Annotated in this window: 19 protein-coding genes; 16 read left to right on the plus strand and 3 right to left on the minus strand. The window is 66.9% G+C overall.

Going from position 1 to position 21,817, the window contains the following annotated elements; translation table 11 throughout:
• Positions 1 to 3 precede the first annotated feature (3 nt).
• From rsmH to HB681_RS01405, 16 genes are all read left to right on the plus strand, one after another.
• Positions 4 to 927, plus strand: coding sequence for a 16S rRNA (cytosine(1402)-N(4))-methyltransferase RsmH (gene rsmH / locus HB681_RS01330; protein WP_213952939.1), 924 nt, complete (start codon positions 4 to 6; stop codon positions 925 to 927).
• A gap of 9 nt (positions 928 to 936) precedes the next feature.
• Positions 937 to 1,278 (plus strand): cell division protein FtsL, encoded by a 342-nt coding sequence (gene ftsL, locus HB681_RS01335; protein WP_213952940.1) that lies wholly within the window; start codon positions 937 to 939, stop codon positions 1,276 to 1,278.
• A gap of 1 nt (position 1,279) precedes the next feature.
• Entirely contained in the window at positions 1,280 to 3,028 is a 1,749-nt protein-coding gene (locus tag HB681_RS01340) for a penicillin-binding protein 2 (RefSeq protein WP_213952941.1), read from the plus strand.
• The gene (locus HB681_RS01345) at positions 3,028 to 4,527 is read left to right on the plus strand and encodes a UDP-N-acetylmuramoyl-L-alanyl-D-glutamate--2,6-diaminopimelate ligase (protein ID WP_213952942.1); all 1,500 of its coding nucleotides are present in this window, start codon (positions 3,028 to 3,030) and stop codon (positions 4,525 to 4,527) included. Before HB681_RS01340 ends, HB681_RS01345 begins: the two co-directional genes overlap by 1 nt.
• Entirely contained in the window at positions 4,527 to 5,954 is a 1,428-nt protein-coding gene (gene murF, locus HB681_RS01350) for a UDP-N-acetylmuramoyl-tripeptide--D-alanyl-D-alanine ligase (protein WP_213953298.1), read from the plus strand. The genes HB681_RS01345 and murF overlap by 1 nt, the downstream gene beginning before the upstream one ends.
• Positions 5,955 to 5,972: 18 nt before the next feature.
• Positions 5,973 to 7,151, plus strand: a complete 1,179-nt coding sequence (mraY, locus tag HB681_RS01355; protein WP_213952943.1) for a phospho-N-acetylmuramoyl-pentapeptide-transferase — start codon at positions 5,973 to 5,975, stop codon at positions 7,149 to 7,151.
• A gap of 7 nt (positions 7,152 to 7,158) precedes the next feature.
• Positions 7,159 to 9,282: a UDP-N-acetylmuramoyl-L-alanine--D-glutamate ligase gene (gene murD, locus HB681_RS01360; protein WP_345944605.1), complete on the plus strand. Its 2,124-nt coding sequence runs from the start codon at positions 7,159 to 7,161 to the stop codon at positions 9,280 to 9,282.
• Positions 9,279 to 10,580 carry a putative lipid II flippase FtsW gene (ftsW, locus tag HB681_RS01365; RefSeq protein ID WP_213952944.1) on the plus strand — a complete coding sequence of 434 codons (1,302 nt, stop codon included), beginning with the start codon at positions 9,279 to 9,281 and terminating at the stop codon, positions 10,578 to 10,580. Before murD ends, ftsW begins: the two co-directional genes overlap by 4 nt.
• On the plus strand, positions 10,577 to 11,635 hold the full coding sequence (gene murG, locus HB681_RS01370; RefSeq protein WP_213952945.1) for an undecaprenyldiphospho-muramoylpentapeptide beta-N-acetylglucosaminyltransferase: 1,059 nt from the start codon (positions 10,577 to 10,579) through the stop codon (positions 11,633 to 11,635). The genes ftsW and murG overlap by 4 nt, the downstream gene beginning before the upstream one ends.
• Positions 11,632 to 13,089 carry a UDP-N-acetylmuramate--L-alanine ligase gene (murC, locus tag HB681_RS01375; protein WP_213952946.1) on the plus strand — a complete coding sequence of 486 codons (1,458 nt, stop codon included), beginning with the start codon at positions 11,632 to 11,634 and terminating at the stop codon, positions 13,087 to 13,089. Before murG ends, murC begins: the two co-directional genes overlap by 4 nt.
• An 8-nt stretch (positions 13,090 to 13,097) precedes the next feature.
• On the plus strand, positions 13,098 to 14,108 hold the full coding sequence (locus HB681_RS01380) for a D-alanine--D-alanine ligase (protein ID WP_345944606.1): 1,011 nt from the start codon (positions 13,098 to 13,100) through the stop codon (positions 14,106 to 14,108).
• A 1-nt stretch (position 14,109) separates the two neighbouring features.
• Complete coding sequence (locus HB681_RS01385) at positions 14,110 to 14,907, plus strand: cell division protein FtsQ/DivIB (protein ID WP_213952947.1); 798 nt, start codon at positions 14,110 to 14,112, stop codon at positions 14,905 to 14,907.
• Positions 14,908 to 14,925: 18 nt separating this feature from the next.
• Complete coding sequence (gene ftsA / locus HB681_RS01390) at positions 14,926 to 16,155, plus strand: cell division protein FtsA (protein WP_213952948.1); 1,230 nt, start codon at positions 14,926 to 14,928, stop codon at positions 16,153 to 16,155.
• A gap of 192 nt (positions 16,156 to 16,347) precedes the next feature.
• Positions 16,348 to 17,559 (plus strand): cell division protein FtsZ, encoded by a 1,212-nt coding sequence (gene ftsZ / locus HB681_RS01395; RefSeq protein ID WP_213952949.1) that lies wholly within the window; start codon positions 16,348 to 16,350, stop codon positions 17,557 to 17,559.
• 261 nt (positions 17,560 to 17,820) lie between these two features.
• Positions 17,821 to 18,744 carry a UDP-3-O-acyl-N-acetylglucosamine deacetylase gene (gene lpxC, locus HB681_RS01400; RefSeq protein WP_213952950.1) on the plus strand — a complete coding sequence of 308 codons (924 nt, stop codon included), beginning with the start codon at positions 17,821 to 17,823 and terminating at the stop codon, positions 18,742 to 18,744.
• Between the two features lie 19 nt (positions 18,745 to 18,763).
• Positions 18,764 to 18,940: a hypothetical protein gene (locus tag HB681_RS01405; RefSeq protein WP_213952951.1), complete on the plus strand. Its 177-nt coding sequence runs from the start codon at positions 18,764 to 18,766 to the stop codon at positions 18,938 to 18,940.
• A gap of 221 nt (positions 18,941 to 19,161) precedes the next feature.
• On the opposite strand, the gene ruvC is transcribed toward HB681_RS01405, so the two are convergent.
• The 3 genes from ruvC to HB681_RS01420 all read right to left on the minus strand — a co-directional run bounded on the left by ruvC (position 19,162) and on the right by HB681_RS01420 (position 21,789).
• Positions 19,162 to 19,704 (minus strand): crossover junction endodeoxyribonuclease RuvC, encoded by a 543-nt coding sequence (gene ruvC, locus HB681_RS01410; RefSeq protein ID WP_213952952.1) that lies wholly within the window; start codon positions 19,702 to 19,704, stop codon positions 19,162 to 19,164.
• A 224-nt stretch (positions 19,705 to 19,928) separates the two neighbouring features.
• Positions 19,929 to 20,963: a phosphatidate cytidylyltransferase gene (locus HB681_RS01415; protein ID WP_213952953.1), complete on the minus strand. Its 1,035-nt coding sequence runs from the start codon at positions 20,961 to 20,963 to the stop codon at positions 19,929 to 19,931.
• A 64-nt stretch (positions 20,964 to 21,027) separates the two neighbouring features.
• A complete protein-coding gene (locus tag HB681_RS01420) occupies positions 21,028 to 21,789 on the minus strand; it encodes a lysophospholipid acyltransferase family protein (protein WP_213952954.1) in 762 nt (253 codons plus the stop codon).
• Between the last annotated feature and the right edge of the window lie 28 nt (positions 21,790 to 21,817).

A 21,817-nucleotide genomic window follows, 5' to 3' on the forward strand; every position in this document is an offset into this window, starting at 1 on the left:
ATCGTGGACAACGCATGGACCCACACGACCGTCTTGTTGAACGAAGCGGTCGAAGCCCTGTTTGCCGACGCACCGGCAGCAGCGGGCACCTACGTGGACGCCACCTTCGGGAGGGGAGGCCATTCCCGGCTCATCCTCTCAAGACTGGCGCCGGATGGCCGCCTCATCGCGTTCGACAAGGACGCGGAAGCGGTCGCCGAAGCAACGCGCATCACGGATGCGCGTTTTTCCATCCGTCACCAGGGATTCCGGGACCTGGGCGAGTTGCCGTCCGGCAGCGTGGCCGGCCTGCTGATGGACCTGGGCATCAGTTCGCCCCAGATCGACAACCCGGCGCGCGGATTCAGTTTTCGATTCGACGGCCCGCTCGACATGCGCATGGACACCACGCGCGGCGAGAGCGTGGCCGACTGGCTGGCAACAGCCGAACAACAGCAGATTGCCGAGGTAATACGTGACTATGGCGAAGAACGGTTTGCTGTTCCGATTGCAAAGGCGATTGTTGCTCGCCGACAGGAACGGAGCCCAGTTTCAACCACCACCGAACTGGCCGAGCTCGTGGCTGGCGCGGTCAAAACCCGCGAGCAGGGCCAGAACCCTGCAACGCGCACATTTCAGGCTCTTCGGATTTTCATCAACGCCGAGCTTGAAGAGCTGCAACAGGCGCTAGAAGCGAGCATCGACGTGTTGCAACCTGGAGGCCGGCTCGCTGTGATCAGCTTCCACTCGCTGGAAGACCGGATCGTCAAGCAGTTCATCGCGAAGCATTCGCGCGAGGTGTACGACCGCCGCGCGCCCTTTGCCGCGCCGGTGGCCATGAAGCTGCGCAGCGTGGCGCGCATCTTCCCGTCAGACGCCGAAGTGGCGGCCAACCCGCGCTCCCGCAGCGCCGTGCTGCGCGTGGCCGAGCGCACCGACACCGTCTAGAGGCAAGGGATGGCCCGGTTCAACCTGCTCCTGCTCATCGCCGTCCTTGCGACGGCGTTGCTGCTCGTGCATACGCAGTACAGGTCGCGCCAGCTTTTCACGGAGATGGAGCGGGTCAACGCGGAAGCGCACCGGCTCGAAGTCGAGTTCGACCGCCTGCAGGTCGACAAGCGGGCCCAGGCCACGCCGCTGCGCGTCGAGAAGCTGGCCAAGGAACAACTCAAGATGGCGACCACCACCCCCGCCATCACGCTCTACGTCCGCCAGGACGGCAGCGTGATCCCGGCCGTGGTGTCGCCAGCGCCACCCGTGCCTGCGGGCGGCGGCGCGACGACGAAGAAGGGGCATTAGCATGACCCGCCGCAGCGTCCAATACACCACCAGCCCGCTGCTTGCGAGCAAGACGCCCGTGTGGCGCAGCAAGTTCATCGTGGCCGGCGTGGCCATCGGCTTCGTCGCGCTGGCAGGCCGCGCCGCCTATGTGCAGGTCATCAACAACGCCTTCTTCCAGCGCCAGGGCGAAGTGCGCTATGCCCGCACGCTGGAGCTGCCCGCCAACCGCGGGCGCATCCTCGACCGCAACGGCCTGATCCTCGCGTCGAGCGTCATCGCACCGAGCATCTGGGCCATTCCGGAAGACATCGAGCGCGACGACCCCGAGGTGCGCGCCAAGCTCAAGCAGGTGGCCAAGCTGCTCGGCATGTCGCAAAAGGACTTCGACAAGAAGCTGGCCGACGAGGACAAGACCTTCGTCTGGATCCAGCGCCAGGTCGATGAGCCGATTGCCAAGCAGATCGCCGCGCTGGACATCCAGGGCATCTACCAGCGCAAGGAATACAAGCGCCAGTACCCCGAGGGCGAAGCGGCCGCGCACGTGGTGGGCTTCACCAACGTGGAAGACCACGGCCAGGAAGGCATCGAACTGGCCTTCGACAAGGACCTGGCCGGCAAGACCGGCTCGCGTCGTGTGATCAAGGACCGGCTCGGCCGCGTGGTCGAAGGCTTGGGCGAGTCGATTCCCCCGATCGAGGGCAAGGACATCCAGCTCAGCATCGATAGCAAGGTGCAATTCTTCGCCTACCAGAAGCTGCGCGATGCAGTCACCGCCAACAAGGCCAAGGCCGGCAGCGTGGTGGTGCTCGACTCCATCACCGGCGAAGTGCTGGCCCTGGCCAACTACCCGAGCTACGTGCCGGACAAGCGCCAGAACCTGACCGGCGAGCAGTTGCGCAACCGCGCACTGACCGACACCTTCGAGCCCGGTTCGACGATGAAGCCGATCACCGTGGCCACCGCGCTCGAACTCAAGCGCGTGACGCCGCAGACACTGATCGACACCGCGCCCGGCAAGCTGACCATCACCGGCTCGACCATCAGCGACACGCACAACTACGGCACGCTGACTGTCGAAGGCGTGATCCAGAAATCGAGCAACATCGGCGCCACCAAGATCTCGCAGCGCCTGGCGCCGCGCGAGATGTGGGAGTCGTTCAGCTCGCTCGGCTTCGGCCAGAAGCCGCAGCTCACCTTCCCTGGCGCCGTGACCGGGCGGCTGCGCCCGTGGAAGAGCTGGCGGCCGATCGAGCAGGCGACCATGTCGTATGGATATGGGCTGTCGGCCTCGCTGTTCCAGATGGCGCATTCGTACACCGCCTTCGCCCACGATGGCAGCCTGATCCCGGCGACGATGCTCAAGAGCGACGAGCCGGCCGTCGGCGTGCGCGTGTTCTCGGCCGAGAACGCGAAGGCCGTGCGCCGCATGCTGCAGATGGCGGCAGGGCCGGGCGGCACGGGCCCGCTGGCGCAGACCATCGGCTATTCGGTCGGCGGCAAGTCCGGCACGGCGCACAAGCAGGTCGGCAAGGGCTATGCGAGCAACAAGTACCGCTCCTGGTTCACCGGCATGGCGCCGATCGAGAAGCCGCGCATCATCGTCGCGGTGATGCTCGACGAGCCGACGGCCGGCAGCTACTTCGGCGGCATCGTGGCCGCGCCGGTGTTCAGCGAAGTCGTGCAACAGACGCTGCGCATGATGAATGTCGCGCCCGACCTCGCGGTGAAGCCGCAGGTCGTGACCAAGGGCGTGGAGGAGAGCTTCTGATGGACGACATCCGCTTCAAGTCGCCCAACGAAGCCGGTCACTGGCTGCGTTCGCGCGTGGGCGGGCACCTGCATGCCGACAGCCGCCGCGTCGGCGACGGCGATGCCTTCATTGCGTGGCCCGGCGCGGCGACCGATGGCCGCGCGCACGTCGAGGCGGCGCTCGCGCAGGGCGCCGCGGCTTGCCTGGTCGAGCGCGAGGGTGTCGAGGCCTTCGGCTTCGAGAGTGATTCGGTGGCCGCCTACGAAGGGCTGAAGGCGGCCACCGGGCCGATCGCCGCGTCGTTCTACGGCTGGCCGTCGACCCAGCTCGCACTGCTGGCCGTGACCGGCACCAACGGCAAGACCTCGACGGCCTGGTGGCTGAGCGAGGCCTTGTCCACGCATGCCGGACTGGGCCCGTGCGCGGTGGTGGGCACGCTGGGCATCGGCGTGCCGCCGGACCTGGAATACACGGGCCTCACCACGCCCGATCCGGTGATGCTGCAGCGCGAGTTGCGCGGCTTCGTGTCGCGCGGCTTTGGCGCCTGCGCCATCGAGGCTTCGTCGATCGGCATCGCCGAGCGCCGGCTCGACGGCTGCGAGATCCGCGTGGCCGTGTTCACCAATTTCACGCAGGACCACCTCGACTACCACGGCAGCATGGATGCCTACTGGCAGGCCAAGGCCGAATTGTTCCGCTGGCCTGGCCTGCGCGCGGCGGTCATCAACATCGACGATGTGCATGGCGCCAGCCTGATGGGCAATCTGCTCGACGAATACTGTGGCGGGCTGGACGTCTGGACGCTCACGGCCGCCGGTGGCCCGGCGCGCTTGAGCGCGCATGACATCGGCTATGGCCCGGAAGGATTGCGCTTCTCGGTGACGGAGCAAGGCGGCGGCACGGAGCAACTCGCGACCCGGCTCATCGGCCAGTACAACGTGTCGAACCTGCTGGGCGTGATCGGCACCTTGCGCGCCCTCGGGCTGTCGCTCGCCGATGCGGTGAATGCCTGCCGCGGCCTCGGCAGCGTGCCCGGCCGCATGGAGCGCGTCGCCGTCGAGGGCCAGCCGCTGGTGGTGGTCGACTATGCCCACACGCCGGACGCGCTCGACAAGGCGCTGGAAGGCCTGCGGCCCCTGGTCACGGAACGCGGCGGCAAGCTCTGGTGCCTGTTCGGTTGCGGCGGCGACCGCGACCCGATCAAGCGGCCGATGATGGCGGCCGTGGTGGAGAAGGCGGCCGATCGCGTGGTGGTGACCAGCGACAACCCGCGCACCGAAAAGCCGGCCGCGATCATCAGCCAGATCATGCTGGGCCTGGCCCAGCCCGACGAAGCGCAGATCGAACCCGACCGCGCCAAGGCCATCGCCGACACCATCGCCCAAGCCGCGCCGCAGGACGTGGTGCTGCTGGCAGGGCGTGGCGACGAAGCCTGGCAGGAAGTGGCCGGCGAGAAGATCGCTTTCTCGGACCGCGTGCATGCGGCGGATGCGCTGGCGCGGAGGGTGCGTCCATGATGATGACGCTCGCGCAAGCCCAGGCCTGGATTCCGGGCGCACGCCTGGTTGGCGATGCGGCCACGCCCATCGCCCGCGTGCACACCGACACGCGCTCGCTCGCGGCGGGCGACCTGTTCGTGGCGCTCAAGGGCGAGCGTTTCGATGCCAACGAATTTCTGGCCAATGCCAGGGCCAGCGGCGCCGCCGCGGCCGTGGCGCATGGCGGGCTGGAGGCCGCGGGACTGGCGGGGCTGGAAGTCGGCGACTCGCTGGCCGCGCTGGGCGCCCTGGCGGCAGGATGGCGCAACCAATACATGCTGCCGCTGGTCGCGGTCACCGGCAGCAACGGCAAGACCACGGTCACGCAGATGATCGCGAGCATCCTGCGCAACGCGGCCGGCGACGATGCGCTGGCGACCGCCGGCAACTTCAACAACGAGATCGGCGTGCCGCTCACGCTCTTGCGCCTGCGTGCGCAGCATCGGCTCGCGGTGGTCGAACTCGGCATGAACCATCCGGGTGAGATCGCACGCCTGTCTGCGATCGCACGGCCGACGGTGGCGTTGGTCAACAACGCGCAGCGCGAGCACCAGGAATTCATGGCCACGGTGGAAGCGGTGGCGCTGGAGAACGGCGCGGTGCTGGCCGCGCTGCCGGTCGATGGGACGGCGGTGTTCCCACATGGCGATGAGTTCACGCCGCTGTGGACGCGGCTCGCAAGCGAAGGCGAGGGTGCGCGACGCCATTGCCTCACCTTCGGCGAAGACCCGGCGGCCAGTGTGTCGCTGGTGGCGGCCGAGTGGCTGGGCCAGGCCTGGCGTGTCACCGCCCGCACGCCGCTCGGCGACTTGCGCTGCACGCTGCGCATCGCGGGCCGTCACAACGTGCTGAACGCGCTCGCGTCGGTGGCCTGCGGGCTGGCGGCCGGCGTGTCGCTCGACCACATCGCCCATGGCCTCGATGCCTTCGAGCCCGTGAAGGGCCGTTCGCGCGCCAGTGCGCTGCAGCTGGCCAATGGCCGCACCGTCACGCTGGTGGACGACAGCTACAACGCCAATCCCGACTCGGTGCGCGCGGCCATCGACGTGCTGGCTACGCTGCCGGCGCCGCGCATGCTTGTGCTTGGCGACATGGGCGAGGTGGGCGACCAAGGCGAACGCTTCCATGCGGAAGTCGGCGCCTGGGCCCGCGAACGCGGCATCGACAATTTTTTTGCGCTCGGCGCGGCCACGACCCACAGCGTTGTGGCCTTCGGCAAAAACCCGGGCCGGGCGCGCCATTTCGAAAGCATCGACTCGCTCAACGCGGCGGTGCTCGCACTGCTGCCGCAAGCCGGCAGCGTGCTTGTCAAGGGTTCGCGCTTCATGCGCATGGAGCGCGTGCTGCAGGCGATTGCCGAAGCCGCGCCCCCATCACAACAAGAGGAGACCGGTCATGACCATTGAAACGCTCGGTTTCAACACATGCTGCTGAGCCTCGCCCAGTGGCTGCAAACGCTCACGCCCGAGTTCGGGTTCCTGCGCGTGTTCCAGTACCTCACCTTCCGTGCGCTGGGGGCATCGATGACGGCGCTCGTCGTGGGGCTGGCTGCTGGCCCCTTCGTGATCCGCCGGCTGGCCGCGCTGAAGATCGGCCAGCCGGTGCGCGGCTACGGCATGGAGACGCACCTGAGCAAGAGCGGCACGCCGACCATGGGCGGCGTGCTGGTGCTGTTCTCGATCGTGCTGGCGACGCTGCTCTGGTTCGACCTGTCGAATCGCTTCGTCTGGATCGTGCTGTTCGTGACGCTGGGTTTCGGTGCGATCGGCTGGGTCGACGACTGGCGCAAGGTGGTGCGCAAGGACCCGGAAGGCATGCGCTCGCGCGAGAAGTACATGTGGATGTCCGTGGTCGGCCTGCTGGCCGCGTTCTACCTGCTGTTCAGCATCTCGGAGAGTTCCAACTGGCGCGTGCTGCAGCTGTTCTATGCCTGGGTGCGCTCCGGATTCGACCTCAACTTTCCGCCGAAGACCAACCTGCTGGTGCCCTTCTTCAAGGAGATCAGCTATCCGCTCGGCGGCATCGGCTTCGTCATCCTCACCTACCTGGTCATCGTGGGCGCGAGCAATGCGGTCAACCTCACCGACGGGCTCGATGGGCTGGCGATCATGCCGGTGGTGATGGTGGGCTCGGCGCTGGGCGTTTTCGCGTACGTGACGGGCAGCGTGGTGTATTCGCGTTACCTGTTCTTCCCGCACATCCCTGGCTCGGGCGAGTTGCTGGTGTTCTGCTCGGCGATGGCGGGCGCAGGCCTCGCATTCCTCTGGTTCAACACGCATCCGGCGCAGGTGTTCATGGGCGACGTGGGCGCGCTCGCGCTGGGCGGCGCGCTCGGCACCATCGCCGTGATCGTGCGGCAGGAGATCGTGTTCTTCGTGATGGGCGGCATCTTCGTGGTGGAGGCGATCTCCGTGATGATGCAGGTCAGCTATTTCAAGTACACGAAGAAGCGCTTCGGCGAGGGCCGGCGCATCCTGAAGATGGCGCCGCTGCACCACCACTTCGAGAAGAGCGGCTGGCGCGAGACGCAGGTGGTCGTGCGCTTCTGGATCATCACGATGCTGCTGTGCCTCGTGGGTTTGTCCACGCTGAAGCTGAGGTGAGGCGAGCGTGAAGCATCTCAAAGACCTGCCCGTCCTGATCCTCGGCCTTGGCGCCTCGGGGATGGCGATGGCACGCTGGTGCGTGCGCAACGGCGCGGTCGTGACCGTGGCGGATACGCGCGAGGCGCCGGCGCAGTTGGGCAAGCTGCAGGAAGAATTGCCCGGCGTGGCTTTCGTCGGCGGAGCCTTCACGGCGGCGCTGGTGGAAGGCAGCGCCATTCGTGCGGTGTATCGCTCGCCGGGGTTGTCGCCAGCGACCATTGCGCCGGTCGTGAATGCGGCGCGTGCGATGGGACTGTCTGTCGGTGGAGAGCTGGACCTGTTCGCGCGGGCGCTGCTGGACCTGCGGACGGTGGATGCGCCGGTGGTTGAGGAACAGGCATCGACTACTGAAGCGGAAGTTCAGGCGGACCTGCCTTTTGATGCAGCGGAGCCCGTCGCTTCGGTCGCATCGCCCAGTGAAGCGACACAGGCGCCGCCTGCGGTCGAACCGCTGCCTGCTGATGAAGCGGTCGCCGTCGACACGCAGCCCGAACCGGCGGGCATGACGGACATCGAAGCGGAGCCCATCGCCCTGTCGGCCGACACCGGCCCGGAGCCGCTCCCTGAAGCGAAGACCGCCACCGCAACGGCAGTGGCAAGTCTTGAGCCGGTCGCCGACGCGGAACACGGCGAAGAAACGCCGCAGGGCGACACAAGGTCCGGCGTCCCTGCCGAGTCCTTTGCGGCGCCAGCCGCACCCACGTCTGCGTGGGCCGAAACCACATCCGTGTCCAGCGAGCCTGCTGCCCCAACGATCACCGCGCCGACGCACCAGCCCGGCAAGCCCTACGTCCGCACGGCGGCCAAGGAAGCGGCCGAGTTCGTTGCACGCATCGCCGAACTCTCCGTCCCCGTCGCGCTTGCCGCGCCCGAGGAAGAAGCGCCGCGGCCCGTGCTCGCGGCAGAACCGTTGCCGGCCAAGGGCTACACGCCCTCGGTCCTCGCCATCACGGGCACCAACGGCAAGACCACCGTCACCTCGCTCACCGGCCAGTTGGTCGAACGCGCGGGCAAGACCGTCGCGGTCGCCGGCAACATCGGTCCGACGCTGCTGGACACCCTGAGTGCGCACATCGACACCGACACGCTGCCGGATGTCTGGGTGCTGGAGTTGTCCAGCTTCCAGCTCGACGGCGTGCAGGGCTTCGAGCCCACGGCCGCCACGGTGCTGAACCTGACGCAGGACCACCTCGACTGGCACGGCGACATGGCCGCCTATGGCGCGGCCAAGGCACGCATCTTCGGCAGCAAGGGCCTGCTGGTCCTGAACCGCGACGACGATGCCGTCATGCGCATGCTGCCCGCGCCGGTGCGCGTGAAGCTGCAACGGCCGCAACATCGCACCTACATCAGCTTCGGCGCCGGCATGCCGCTGCGCCCGGGCGACTTCGGCATCGAACGCGTGAACGGCATGGCCTGGCTGGTGCGCGCGTTGGAGGCTGACGAGACCCAGAAGCGCAAGCGCGGCGCCGTGCAGGAAGAAGAGATCTTCGTGCAGCGCCTGCTGCCGGCCAACGCCTTGCGCATTCGCGGCCAGCACAACGCGCTCAATGCGCTGGCCGCGCTGGCACTGGCAAGCGCCGCAGCCTGCCCGCTGGGCCCGATGCTCTACGGCTTGCGTGAATACAGCGGCGAGCCGCATCGCGTGGAACCGGTGCACATCGTCGACGAGGTCGAGTACTTCGACGACAGCAAGGGCACCAACGTCGGTGCCACCGTTGCAGCGCTCATCGGGCTGGGTGTCGACCGGCGCATCGTCCTCATCCTCGGCGGCGAGGGCAAGGGGCAGGACTTCTCGCCGCTGGCCGCGCCCGTGCGCCAATACGCGCGCGCCGTCGTGCTCATTGGCCGTGACGCGCCCATCATCGAGGAGGCACTGGCGGGCACGGGCGTCTCGCTGGTGCATGCCGGGTCGATGGAAGAAGCAGTGCGCGCGGCCGCGAAGCGGGCCCACCACGGCGATGCCGTGCTGCTGTCGCCGGCCTGCGCCAGCTTCGACATGTTCAAGGACTACGCACACCGCGCGGCCGTGTTCTGCGAGGCCGTGGAAGAACTCGCGAATGCACCTGCGGATGGAGACGGCGAATGAACCAGGCCGTGTCCAACACCCCGAACACCCCGCGCGAAGGCGGCCGCTTCAGCGGCTTGTTCCGCCGGGCCAAATCCGGCATCGACGCGTTGCCGATGCACCTGCCGGTACGCCTGGGCGGCGCCGACATCTCGCAGACCAAGGCCACGCCGATGCGCGTGCTCGGCTTCGACCAGGCCCTGCTGTGGGTCACGCTGGCGCTGCTGATATGGGGGCTGGTGATGGTCTATTCGGCCTCCATCGCCCTGGGCGACAACCCGCGCTTCTCGCGCATGAACTACAGCCAGTATTACTTCGTGCTGCGGCATGCGTTGTTCCTCGGCGTCGCCTTCGTGGCCGCGCTGCTGGCCTTCCAGGTGCCGATGAAGACGTGGGAGCGCGCGGCGCCCTGGCTGTTCATCGCCTCCCTGCTGCTGCTGGTGGCCGTGCTGATTCCGCATGTGGGCCGCAGCGTCAACGGCGCGCGCCGCTGGATTCCGCTGGGCTTCATGAGCTTCCAGCCTTCCGAGCTCGCCAAGCTGGCGATGGTGCTCTATGCGGCCAGCTACATGGTGCGCAAGATGGAGATCAAGGAGCGCTTCTTCCGCGCCGTGCTGCCGATGGGCGTGGCGGTGGTGGTGGTCGGCATGCTGCTGCTGGCCGAGCCGGACATGGGCGCCTTCATGGTGATCGCCGTGATCGCGATGGGCATCCTGTTCCTGGGTGGCGTGAATGCGCGCATGTTCTTCGTGATCGCCATGCTGGTGGTGGTGGCCTTCGGCATGATCGTGGCCTCTTCGCCGTGGCGCCGCGAGCGCATCTTCGCGTACCTCGATCCGTTCGGCGAGAACAACGCGCTTGGCAAGGGCTACCAGCTGTCCCACTCGCTCATCGCCATCGGGCGCGGCGAGGTGTTCGGCGTGGGCCTGGGCGGCAGCGTCGAGAAGCTGCACTGGCTGCCCGAGGCGCACACCGACTTCCTGATGGCCGTGATCGGCGAGGAGTTCGGCCTGGTCGGCGTGCTGCTGGCCATCGTGCTGTTCTTCTGGCTCACCCGCCGCATCATGCACATCGGCCGCCAGGCCATCGCGCTGGACCGCGTGTTCTCGGGGCTGGTCGCGCAAGGCATCGGTATCTGGATCGGCTTCCAGACCTTCATCAACATGGGCGTGAACCTGGGCGCATTGCCGACCAAGGGACTGACGCTGCCGCTGATGAGCTTCGGAGGATCGGCGATCCTGATGAACCTGATCGCGCTGGCCGTGGTGCTGCGTATCGACTACGAGAACCGCGTGCTCATGCGAGGTGGGCGCGTATGAAGACGGCACTCGTCATGGCGGGCGGAACTGGCGGGCACATCTTCCCGGGCCTGGCCGTGGCCGAGGAGCTGCGCACACGCGGCTGGCGCGTGCACTGGCTTGGCGCCCCCGGCAGCATGGAGCAGCAACTGGTGCCGCCGCGCGGATTCGCCTTCGAGCCGGTGCAGTTCGGCGGCGTGCGCGGCAAGGGTCCGATGACGCTGGTGATGCTGCCGCTCAAGCTGCTGCGTGCGTTCATGCAGAGCATCGCGGTCGTGCGCCGCGTGAAGCCCGACGTGGTCATCGGCCTCGGCGGCTACATCACCTTCCCCGGCGGCATGATGAGCGTGCTGCTCGGCAAGCCGCTGGTGCTGCATGAACAGAACTCGGTCGCGGGCATGGCCAACAAGGTGCTGGCGAGCTTGGCAGACCGCGTGTTCAGCGCGTTCCCCGATGTGCTGAAGAACGCAAAGTGGGTGGGCAATCCGTTGCGTGCCGCATTCCTGTCGCAACCGGGCCCGCAAGAACGCTTTGCCGGACGCAGCGGGCCGCTCAGGTTGCTCGTGGTCGGTGGCAGCCTCGGCGCGAAGGCGCTCAACGCGGTAGTGCCCAAGGCGCTGGCCTTGATCGCCCCGGCGCTGCGTCCGGTCGTCACCCACCAGGCCGGCAGCAAGCAGATCGACGAGTTGCGCGCCAACTACGCGGCAGCTGGCGTCGAAGGCAAGCTGACGCCCTTCATCGAGGACACCGCGAGCGCCTATGCGGAAGCCGACCTCATCGTCGCGCGCGCCGGCGCCAGCACCGTCACTGAAATCGCAGCCGTGGGCGCTGCCACGCTGTTTGTTCCTTTTCCCTCGGCGGTCGACGACCACCAGACCACCAACGCCCGCTTCCTCGTCGATGCGGGCGGCGGATGGCTGGTGCAGCAGACCGAACTGACGCCTGAATGGTTGGCTGATTTGCTACAGAAGACATCACGCGACGAACTTGTCGCACGGGCCCTCAAGGCGGCCACGATGAAGAAAACAGAAGCGGTCGACGAAGTCGTCCGCGCGTGTGAGGAGCTCGCCAGATGAAGCATGCGATTCACCACATTCACTTCGTCGGCATCGGCGGCGTCGGCATGAGCGGCATCGCCGAGGTGCTGCTCAACCTCGGCTACACGATCTCCGGCTCCGATCTTTCCGACAGCGCCACGTTGCGCCGGCTCGCGGGCCTCGGCATTCGCACCCACGTGGGCCATGACGCGGCCAACATCGCGGGTGCCGATGCCGTCGTCACTTCGACGGCCGTGCAGGGTGGCAGCAATCCGGAGGTGGTGGCGGCGCGCGCCAGGAAGATCCCGGTGGTGCCGCGCGCACTGATGCTGGCCGAACTGATGCGCCTCAAGCAGGGCATCGCCATCGCCGGCACGCACGGCAAGACGACGACCACCAGCCTGGTGGCCAGCGTGCTCGCCGCCGCGGGTCTGGACCCGACCTTTGTCATCGGCGGCCGCCTCAACAGCGCGGGCGCCAATGCACAACTGGGCAGCGGCGACTACATCGTGGTCGAAGCCGATGAGTCGGACGCCTCGTTCCTGAACCTGCTGCCCGTCATGGCCGTGGTCACGAACATCGACGCCGACCACATGGAGACCTATGGCCACGACTTCGGCAAACTGAAGAAGGCCTTCGTCGACTTCCTGCATCGCATGCCGTTCTACGGCGTCGCGATCCTGTGCACCGACGATCCGGCGGTGCGCGACATCGTGCCGGAGGTGTCGTGCCCCGTCACGAGCTACGGCTTCAACGAAGGCGCGCAGGTGCGTGCCATCAACGTGCGCGCGGTGGGCGGGCAGATGCACTTCACGGTGCAGCGCCGCAACGGCGTCACCCTGCCCGATCTGGACATCGTGCTGAACCTGCCCGGCGAGCACAACGTGCTCAATGCGCTGTCGGTGATCGCGGTGGGCGTCGAGCTCAATGTCCCCGACGAAGCCGTGCAGCGCGGGCTGGCCGAATTCACCGGCGTGGGCCGCCGCTTCCAGCGCTACGGCGAAGTCGCTGTGCGGGGCAAGCAGGCTGAAGGTGGCTTCACGCTGATCGACGACTACGGCCATCACCCGGTCGAGATGGCGGCCACGATCGCCGCGGCGCGCGGCGCGTTCCCGGGCCGTCGGCTGGTGCTGGCCTTCCAGCCGCATCGCTTCACCCGCACGCGCGACTGCTTCGAGGATTTCGTCAAGGTCATCGGTACCGCTGACGCGGTGCTGCTCGGCGAGGTCTACGCGGCCGGCGAGCAGCCGATCGTGGCCGCCGATGGTCGTTCGCTGGCGCGCGCACTGCGCGTGGCCGGCAAGGTGGAGCCCGTTTTCGTGGATGACATCGGCGCGATGCCGCAGGCCATTCTCGACAACGCGCGCGATGGCGATGTGGTGATCTGCATGGGTGCAGGTTCGATTGGCGCCGTGCCGGCCCGGGTCGTGGAACTCGGCGGCGCGGCGTCGCAAAAAGCGGAGCGCTTCACGCGCGAGGGGCGGGCATTGTGAGCGTCGATGTGAAATCACTGGGCAAGGTGGCCGTGCTGTTCGGCGGCAGTTCTGCCGAGCGGGAAATCTCGCTGCTGTCGGGCAATGGCGTGCTGGAGGCGCTGCGCTCGCGCGGCGTCGATGCGCATGCCTTCGATCCGGCGCAGCGCGACCTGGCCGACCTGAGGCGCGAGGGCTTCGCACGCTGCTTCGTCGCGCTGCATGGCCGCCACGGCGAGGACGGCACCGTGCAAGGCGCGCTCGAACTGCTCGGCATTCCCTATACCGGCTCCGGCGTGCTGGCTTCGAGCCTGGCCATGGACAAGGTCATGACCAAGCGCCTGTGGCAGGCCGATGGCTTGCCCACGCCCAAGTACGTGCGCCTCGCGCACGACCAGCAAAGCCGCGAGCAGATCCGCGCCGTGCCGGACGTGCTGGGCCTGCCGCTCATCGTCAAGCCGCCGCGAGAAGGCTCGTCGATTGGCGTGACCAAGGTGCAGGGCTATTCAGAGATGCAGGACGCGGTCGCGCTGTCCGCGAAGTACGACGCCGATGTGCTCTGCGAGGAGTTCATCGAGGGCGAGGAAGTGACCTGCGCCGTGCTCGGCCAGGGGCTGCAGGCCGTGGCCCTGCCGGTGGTGCGCATCGCCGCGCCCGAAGGCGCCTACGACTACCAGAACAAGTACTTCACCGACGACGTGAAGTACCACTGCCCGAGCGGCCTGCCGGAAGCGGAAGAGCGCGCCATCCAGCACATCACGCTGGCCGCGTACCACACGCTCGGCTGCCGCGGATGGGGCCGCGCGGACCTGATGATCCGCGCCAGCGACCGCAAGCCCTTCCTGCTCGAGATGAACACCTCGCCCGGCATGACCAGCCACTCGCTGGTGCCTATGTCGGCGCGCGCGGCAGGCACCAGCTACGAGGACCTGTGCCTGCGCGTGCTGGCCTCGGCCGCGCTGGATTCGTCGGCCGGGCGCGACGCCAACGCTCCCTCGGCGGGCAGCGATGGCGCAACGGCGCGGAGCGCGGGGAACTGACATGGCCGACAGCATCGCCGTCCCCTTCGACGTCAGGCTCATGAACATCACCGCGAACCTGGTGTTCGTGGTGTGTGCGCTCGTGCTGCTGGCCGCCGGGGCCTGGTGGGTGCTGCGGCAACCGTTCTTCCCGTTGGCCGCGATCCGCGTGGACGGCCAGGTGACCCACAACAACGAGATCACCTTGCGGGCCAATGTCGCGCCGCAACTGTCAGGCAACTTCTTCACCGTCGACCTGGCCAAGGCGCGCGCGGCCTTCGAGTCGGTGCCATGGGTGCGCAAGGCCGTGGTGCGGCGCGAATTCCCGAACCGCCTGCGCGCCACGCTGACCGAGCAGGTGCCGGTGGCGCATTGGGGCGACGAATCCACGTCCAGGCTGGTCAACAACTTCGGCGAAGTCTTCGAAGCCAACGTGGCCGAGGTCGACGACGAACTGCCGCGGCTCGACGGCCCGGTCGACCAGGCCGGCCAGGTGCTCGGCATGTACCGCGTGCTCGTGCCGATCTTCCAGCCCTATGAATTGCAGATCGACGAACTGGAACTGTCCGGACGCGGCAGCTGGAAGGTGGTGCTCAGCACCGGCGCCATCATCGAACTCGGTCGCGGCCAGGCCGACCAGGTCGCGTTGCGCCTGCAGGTGTTCCTGAAATCCGTGACGGCAGTGGCCCAGCAATACGGCCGCAACCTGTCGTACGTTGAAGCTGCCGACCTGCGGCACCGCGATGCCTACGCACTGCGCATGCGCGGCGTCACCACGGTCGTCAACGATCCCAAGAAACCCGACCCCAAGAAGAAATAGAGAACCCAAGGACTTTTCATGCCCAAAGAATACAAAGACCTTGTCGTCGGACTCGATATCGGAACTGCCAAGGTAATGGTGGTCGTGGCCGAGGTGCTGCCCAATGGCGAACTGAAGCTGGCTGGCCTCGGCGTGGCGCCGAGCAATGGCCTGAAGCGCGGCGTGGTGGTGAACATCGACGCCACCGTGCAGAGCATCCAGCAGGCGCTCAAGGAGGCCGAGCTGATGGCCGACTGCAAGATCGGCCGCGTCTACACCGGCATCACCGGCAGCCACATCCGCGGCATCAATTCGAGCGGCATGGTGGCGGTGAAGGACAAGGAAGTCACCCCCGCCGATGTGGCCCGCGTAGTGGAGACGGCCCGCGCCATCAACATCTCCAGCGACCAGCGGCTGCTGCTGGTGGAGCCGCAGGAGTTCGTGATCGACGGCCAGGACGTGAAGGAGCCGATCGGCATGAGCGGCATGCGCCTGGAAGCCAAGGTGCACATCGTGACCGGCGCCCAGAGCGCGGCCGAGAACATCATCAAGTGCGTGCGCCGCTGCGGCCTGGAAGTGGACCAGCTGATGCTGAACCCGCTGGCCTCGGCGCAGGCGGTGCTGAGCGAGGACGAGCGCGAACTCGGCGTGTGCCTGGTCGACATCGGCGCTGGCACCACCGACGTGGCGATCTTCACCAACGGCGCGATCCGCCACACGGCCGTGATCCCGATTGCCGGGGACCTGATCACGAGCGACATCGCGATGGCCCTGCGCACGCCGACCAAGGACGCCGAGGACATCAAGGTCGAGCACGGCTATGCCAAGCAACTGTTGGCAGACCCGGACACGCAGGTCGAAGTGCCGGGCCTCGGCGACCGTGGGCCGCGCATGCTGAGCAAGCAGGCACTGGCCGGCGTGATCGAGCCGCGCATCGAGGAGATCTTCTCGCTGGTGCAGCAGGTGGTGCGCGAGTCGGGCTTCGAGGAAGTGCTGTCGTCAGGCGTGGTGCTGACCGGCGGCAGCGCCGTCATGCCCGGCATGGTGGAACTGGGCGAGGACATCTTCCTCAAGCCGGTGCGGCGCGGCATCCCGAAGTATTCGAGCGCGCTGTCCGACATGGTCGCGCAGCCCCGTGCCGCGACGGTGATGGGCTTGCTGGAAGAAGCGCGCTTTGCACGCATGCGCGGCTTCAAGGTCGCGCAGAAGAACGGGTCGGTCAAGACCGCGTTCGGCCGCTTCAAGGACTTCATCGTGGGGAACTTCTGATCATGCGCACCTGCACACTGAACCCGGCCAGGCCCCATGTTCCCCATGCCCGCGCGGGACCGCCGCGCCATTTCAACGAGCGATGGCGACGCACAGGCCCTCCGCCATAGAGCGACACCGGTGACTGCGCAAGACGACAAAAGAAATTCATTCATCACATAACGGCAACTGCAAAAAATGAAGGAGTCAGAAATGACCATCGAAATGATCGAAATGGAAGAGTTCAACCAGGGCACGCAAATCAAGGTGATCGGCGTGGGTGGGGGCGGCGGCAATGCAGTCGCGCACATGATCGAGCGCGGTGTGCAGGGTGTGCAGTTCGCCTGCGCGAATACCGATGCGCAGGCGCTGTCGCGCAGCAATGCGCCCAAGCTGATCCAGCTCGGCAACAACGGCCTTGGCGCGGGCGGCAAGCCGGACAAGGGCCGTGACGCGGCCGAGGCGGCGCTCGACGAGATCCGCGCGGCCATCGACGGCGCGCACATGCTGTTCATCACGGCCGGCATGGGCGGCGGCACCGGCACCGGCGCGGCGCCCGTGATCGCGCGCGTGGCAAAGGAGATGGGCATCCTGACCGTGGGCGTGGTCACCAAGCCCTTCGACTGGGAAGGCGGCAAGCGCATGAGCAATGCCGACAGCGGCCTGGCGGAGTTGGAAGCGAACGTCGATTCGCTGATCGTGATCCTGAACGAGAAGCTGCTGGAAGTGCTGGGCGACGACGTGACGCAGGCCGAAGCATTCGCGCATGCCAACGACGTGCTGAAGAACGCGGTCGGCGGCATCTCGGAGATCATCAACGAGTACGGCGGCGTGAACGTCGACTTCGAAGACGTGCGCACCGTGATGGGCGAGCCCGGGAAGGCCATGATGGGCACGGCCGCCGCCAGCGGCCCGGACCGCGCCCGCATCGCCGCCGAACAGGCCGTGGCCTGCCCGCTGCTCGAAGGCATCGACCTGTCGGGCGCCAAGGGCGTGCTGGTGCTGGTGACGGCATCGAAGGGCTCGCTGAAGCTGGCCGAATCGAAGCTTGCGATGAACACCATCCGTGCCTACGCCTCTGCCGATGCGCACGTGATCTACGGCGCTGCCTACGATGAGAACCTGGGTGACGAGATGCGCGTGACGGTGGTCGCCACCGGCCTGTCGCGCCAAGGGGTGAGCCGCAAGCCGGAACTCGAGGTGATCCGCCGCACCGGCACCGACAACGTCGGCTTCAGCTTGCCGACCCTCAACACGGGCGCGGTCGGGCATGGCGGCCACGGCAACACGAAGTACGACAACATGTCGGTGCCGAGCGTGTGGCGCACCAATCGCACGGCGGCGACCGCCAAGGTGGATGCGCTGTCGTCGGGTGGCATGGAAGACATCGAGATCCCCGCCTTCCTCCGCCGCCAAGCTGACTGATATGGCATTGAGCTACTGCGCGCCCCAATCTCGCACCTGCGCTGCTCGCCGTACAGGAGTACGGCTGCGCTGCTCGGCGCGAGCTTGGGGCGCTCGCTACGCTCACTGCCACATCAGTCGGGCCGGGGTGGCACATGACCTCGGGGCGCCTCGCTTCGCTCGCTTTCCTATCCGGCTGTACCGGGAGGGCGCATGTCGGCTATTGGGGCGATAGCCCGACGGGTGGTGCGCTCGGGGGCTGCGGCTCCTAAAATCACGGCCGTGCTGCAACAACGAACCCTCAAGGCCATCACGCGCGCGGTCGGCGTGGGGCTTCACAGCGGGCAACGCGTGGAACTCACGCTGCGCCCGGCGCCGGTGGATACCGGCATCGTCTTCCGGCGCGTGGACTTGCCTGAGCCGGTGGACATCGCGATGACGCCGGAGGCGGTGACCGACACACGGCTGGCGTCGACCATTTCCTCAGGTGGCGCCAAGGTGCAGACCATCGAGCACCTGATGTCGGCCTGCGCGGGGCTGGGCATCGACAACCTGCGCATCGACATCACGGCCGACGAGGTGCCGATCCTGGACGGCTCGGCTTCTTCTTTCGTGTTCCTGCTCCAAAGCGCGGGCATCGTGTTGCAGGCCGCGCCGCGCCGCTTCATCCGGGTGATCAGCCCGGTCGAGGTGCACGAGGGCAAGGACCATGACGCCAAGTGGGCGCGGCTCGACCCGTACCACGGCTACAAGCTCAGCTTCGAGATCGACTTCGACCATCGCGTGGTGAGTTCGACCGGACAGCGTTTCGAGTTCGACCTGGGCAGCGGCTCCTACAGCCGCGACATCGCGCGGGCGCGTACCTTCGGGTTCACCAAGGAAGTCGAGTACATGCGCAGCAAGGGGCTGGCGCTGGGCGGCGGGCTCGACAACGCCGTCGTCATGGATGACACCAAGGTGCTCAATGCCGGCGGATTGCGCTACGACGACGAGTTCGTCAAGCACAAGATCCTCGATGCGATGGGCGACCTCTACGTCGTTGGCCGCCCGCTGCTGGCCGCCTACAGCGCTTTCCGCTCCGGGCATGGACTCAACAACAAGCTGCTGCGCGCCTTGATGGAGCAACCCCAGGCCTGGGAAATCGTCACCTTCGACGACGAGAAGCGCGCGCCCGCCGGTTTCGCCGAGGTCGCGCGCGCCTGGTAGCCCGGCAAGCCAGCAGCCAATGCTTCTCTTTCGCTGGGCCATCCTGCTGTTGCTGCTGGTGGCCGGCGTGTCATTCGCCTTCTATGCCGGCACCGGCCAAGCCAGGTACCGGCGCTTCGGCTGGATCGTGCTCAAGTGGACGCTGCTGGCGGCGTTCGGCTTCTTTGCGGTGCTGATTGCGGAGCGCGGGTTCTGATCAATCCTTGCAGGTGATCGAAGGTTCTTCTTGATTGCGAGCTTGACCGTACGCGAAGGACGCGAAGGTTCCGCGAAGGACGCGAAAAGAACCCCAAGAAAGGAATCCCTTCCTTATCCTTTGAATTGAATCTTTCGCGTCCTTCGCGGAGCCTTCGCGTCCTCTGCGTACGGTCAAGTCCGATCCCGCATCCGCGGCCATTGCTGCTGCGCAGTCCGAACTCAGCGCGTACGCCCCTGCCGATACCCGCCCCCGGAGCCTTTCGTCACCGCCGCCCCCAAGCGCTCCATCGACCTGCCGACATGCGCATGCGTGATCGCGATGCCCAGCGCATCGGCCGCATCGGCGCCCGGCAGGCCCGGCAGGTTCAACAGCCGCTTCACCATCTCCTGCACTTGCGCCTTGGCCGCATTGCCATGGCCGGCGACGGCCTGCTTCATCTGCAGCGCGGTGTACTCGGCCACGCTGAGCTTGTTGACGACCAGCGCCGTCAGGCAGGCGCCGCGCGCCTGGCCCAGCATCAATGTCGATTGGGGGTTGACGTTGACGAACACGATCTCGACCGCCGCAGCCGTCGGCTGGTAGCGCTCGGCAATCTCGCCGATGCCATCGAACAGCACCTTCAGCCGCAATGCCAGTTCGCCGCCGACCATGTGCTTGGTGCTGATGGTGCCGCTGGCCACATAGCGCAGCGAATGGCCATCCGCGTCGACCACGCCGAAGCCGGTGGTCTGCAGGCCGGGATCAATGCCGAGGATGCGCATCTGAGCAAGGGCAAGGTGCCCCCTGGGTGGGTCGACGGCGGCATGCAGGGGAGGAAGGCATTGACACAGGAATGTAGTCGAACTGCCCCATGCAAGGGCGTCGGCGAGGACGATCAAAAGAAAGAAGAAAAGAATCTCTTTCGGAGTTCCTTCGCGTCCTTCGCGAACCTTCGCGTCCTCTGCGTACGGTCAAGTCCGATTCCGCATTCCCGGCGACCACCTGTTCAAAGCCCGAAATACCAGCGCACCGAATGAAAGAAGATCGGCGCCGCAAAGCACAACGCATCCACCCGGTCGAGCAGGCCGGCGGCTCCGGTCACGCCCACGCCCTTCTGGCCCCAATGCGGTATGCCACGATCGCGCTTCAGTGCCTTCATCACGAGGTGGCCCATCGAGCCCGCCACGCAGGCGATCAGCGACATCGCCATGGCCTGTCCGTACTTGAAGGGCGTGATGAAGGACATCAGGCCGCCCACCACGGTGCCGATGGCCATGCCCGCGCTCCAGCTGGCCCAGTTGAAGCTTCGGCTCACGTTGGGCGCGAAGGGTGGGCGCGTCAACCAGCGCCGCAGCTGGCTGCTGCCTTCGGCCGGCGGGTAGACGAAATGCCGCGCGATCAGGTGCTGCACCACCATGCAGGCCTGCACCACGAACACCAGGAAGAAGACGAGGAACGCGCTCTTGCCCTCGAAGCCCGGGAACGACAGCAGCAGCAAGGCCGGCACGTGGCTCATGCCGTAGACGCAGACCATGATGCCCCACTGCAGCTTGGCATTGCGTTCGAGGAAATGGCTCGGGTCGTTGGCCAGCGCGCTCGCCGTGGGAATGGCCAGGAACACGTAGACCGGGATGAACACGGTGAACAGGTTGAAGTGCGCCGTGCCCACCAGGATGAACTGCAGCGGCAGCACCACGAAGAAGGCCAGGATCAGGCTGCGGTGGTCGCCGCGCCGCGTCGGGGACAGCGTGATGAATTCGCGCAGCGCCAGGAACGCGAGCAGGCCGAACAGGAAGGTCGCGAAGCCGGGCCCCAGCACCCAGCCGGTCCAGAACATCACCGCCATGCCCCAGCTGGTGCGAAGCAGGCGGCGGAAGTCGTTGAAGTCCTGCAGCCATGCTTCGCCGCGGTCATGGTTGCGGCGCTCCCGCAGGCCGATGATCAGCGTGGCGATGCTCACGATGGTCAGGATGCCGAAGACGATCAGGAACAGGGCGCCGACCTGTTGGCCCGGTGTCAGGCTGCGCAAGGATTGATTCATGAACGGGGCTTCTTCAACTCGGAAGGTGTGAATGCGCGGGCATGGCGGGGGCGCTCACACGATCTCAAACATCGCGCAGCGCGAGCACGGCGGCACGGGCGCGCTCCAGGAACGGGCGGCGTTGCTCGCCTTCCTGCACCTGCATCGGCGCGCCGAAGGTCACGGAGCAGAGGATCGGCACAGGCACCACTTCACCCTTGGGCATGACTCGCTGGATGTTGTCGATCCACGCCGGCACCAGCACCACGTCGGGGAACATCTTCGCCAGCGCATAGAGGCCGGACTTGAACTTCTGCGGCTCGCCGGTGTTGCCGCGCGTGCCCTCCGGAAAGATGATGATCGAGTCGCCGCTCTTGAGGGCTTCGACGAGCGGCGTCAGCGGGTCGCTGCTGTCCAGGACGGCGGCGGGCGCCGCGGCCACGGCCTCGGGTTCGGCTTGGGGTTCGGGTTCGGACGGCACCAGCGGCAACTGGATCGCCTGGACGGGCTCCATCGATGGCTCGACCCGTTCAGCCGGCGGGGGAGGCGAGGGCGGCGGTGCTGCCGCCTGGCCGCGATCCACATACACCGCATGGAACACCTCGGTCGTGATCCAGCGCTTGACCGGCGTGTTGGCCCAGTAGTCGCGCGCAGCGATCGGCCGGGTGATCACGCGCAATTCCTCGGGCAGCGCGGCCCAGATCATGACGATGTCGGCATGGCTCTGGTGATTCGCGAAATAGATGCGCTGTTCCGCCTTGGGCGGGCAGCCATACCAACGTGCCTGCGAGCCGGTGAGCAAGCGCACCACGCCGAGCAAGACCCATCCCACTATTTTTGCCAACATGGCCGCGATGATACGGGCGCGCAGGCCC

It is taken from the genome of Variovorax sp. dw_954 (assembly GCF_018449755.1).
Classification (GTDB): domain Bacteria; phylum Pseudomonadota; class Gammaproteobacteria; order Burkholderiales; family Burkholderiaceae_C; genus Variovorax.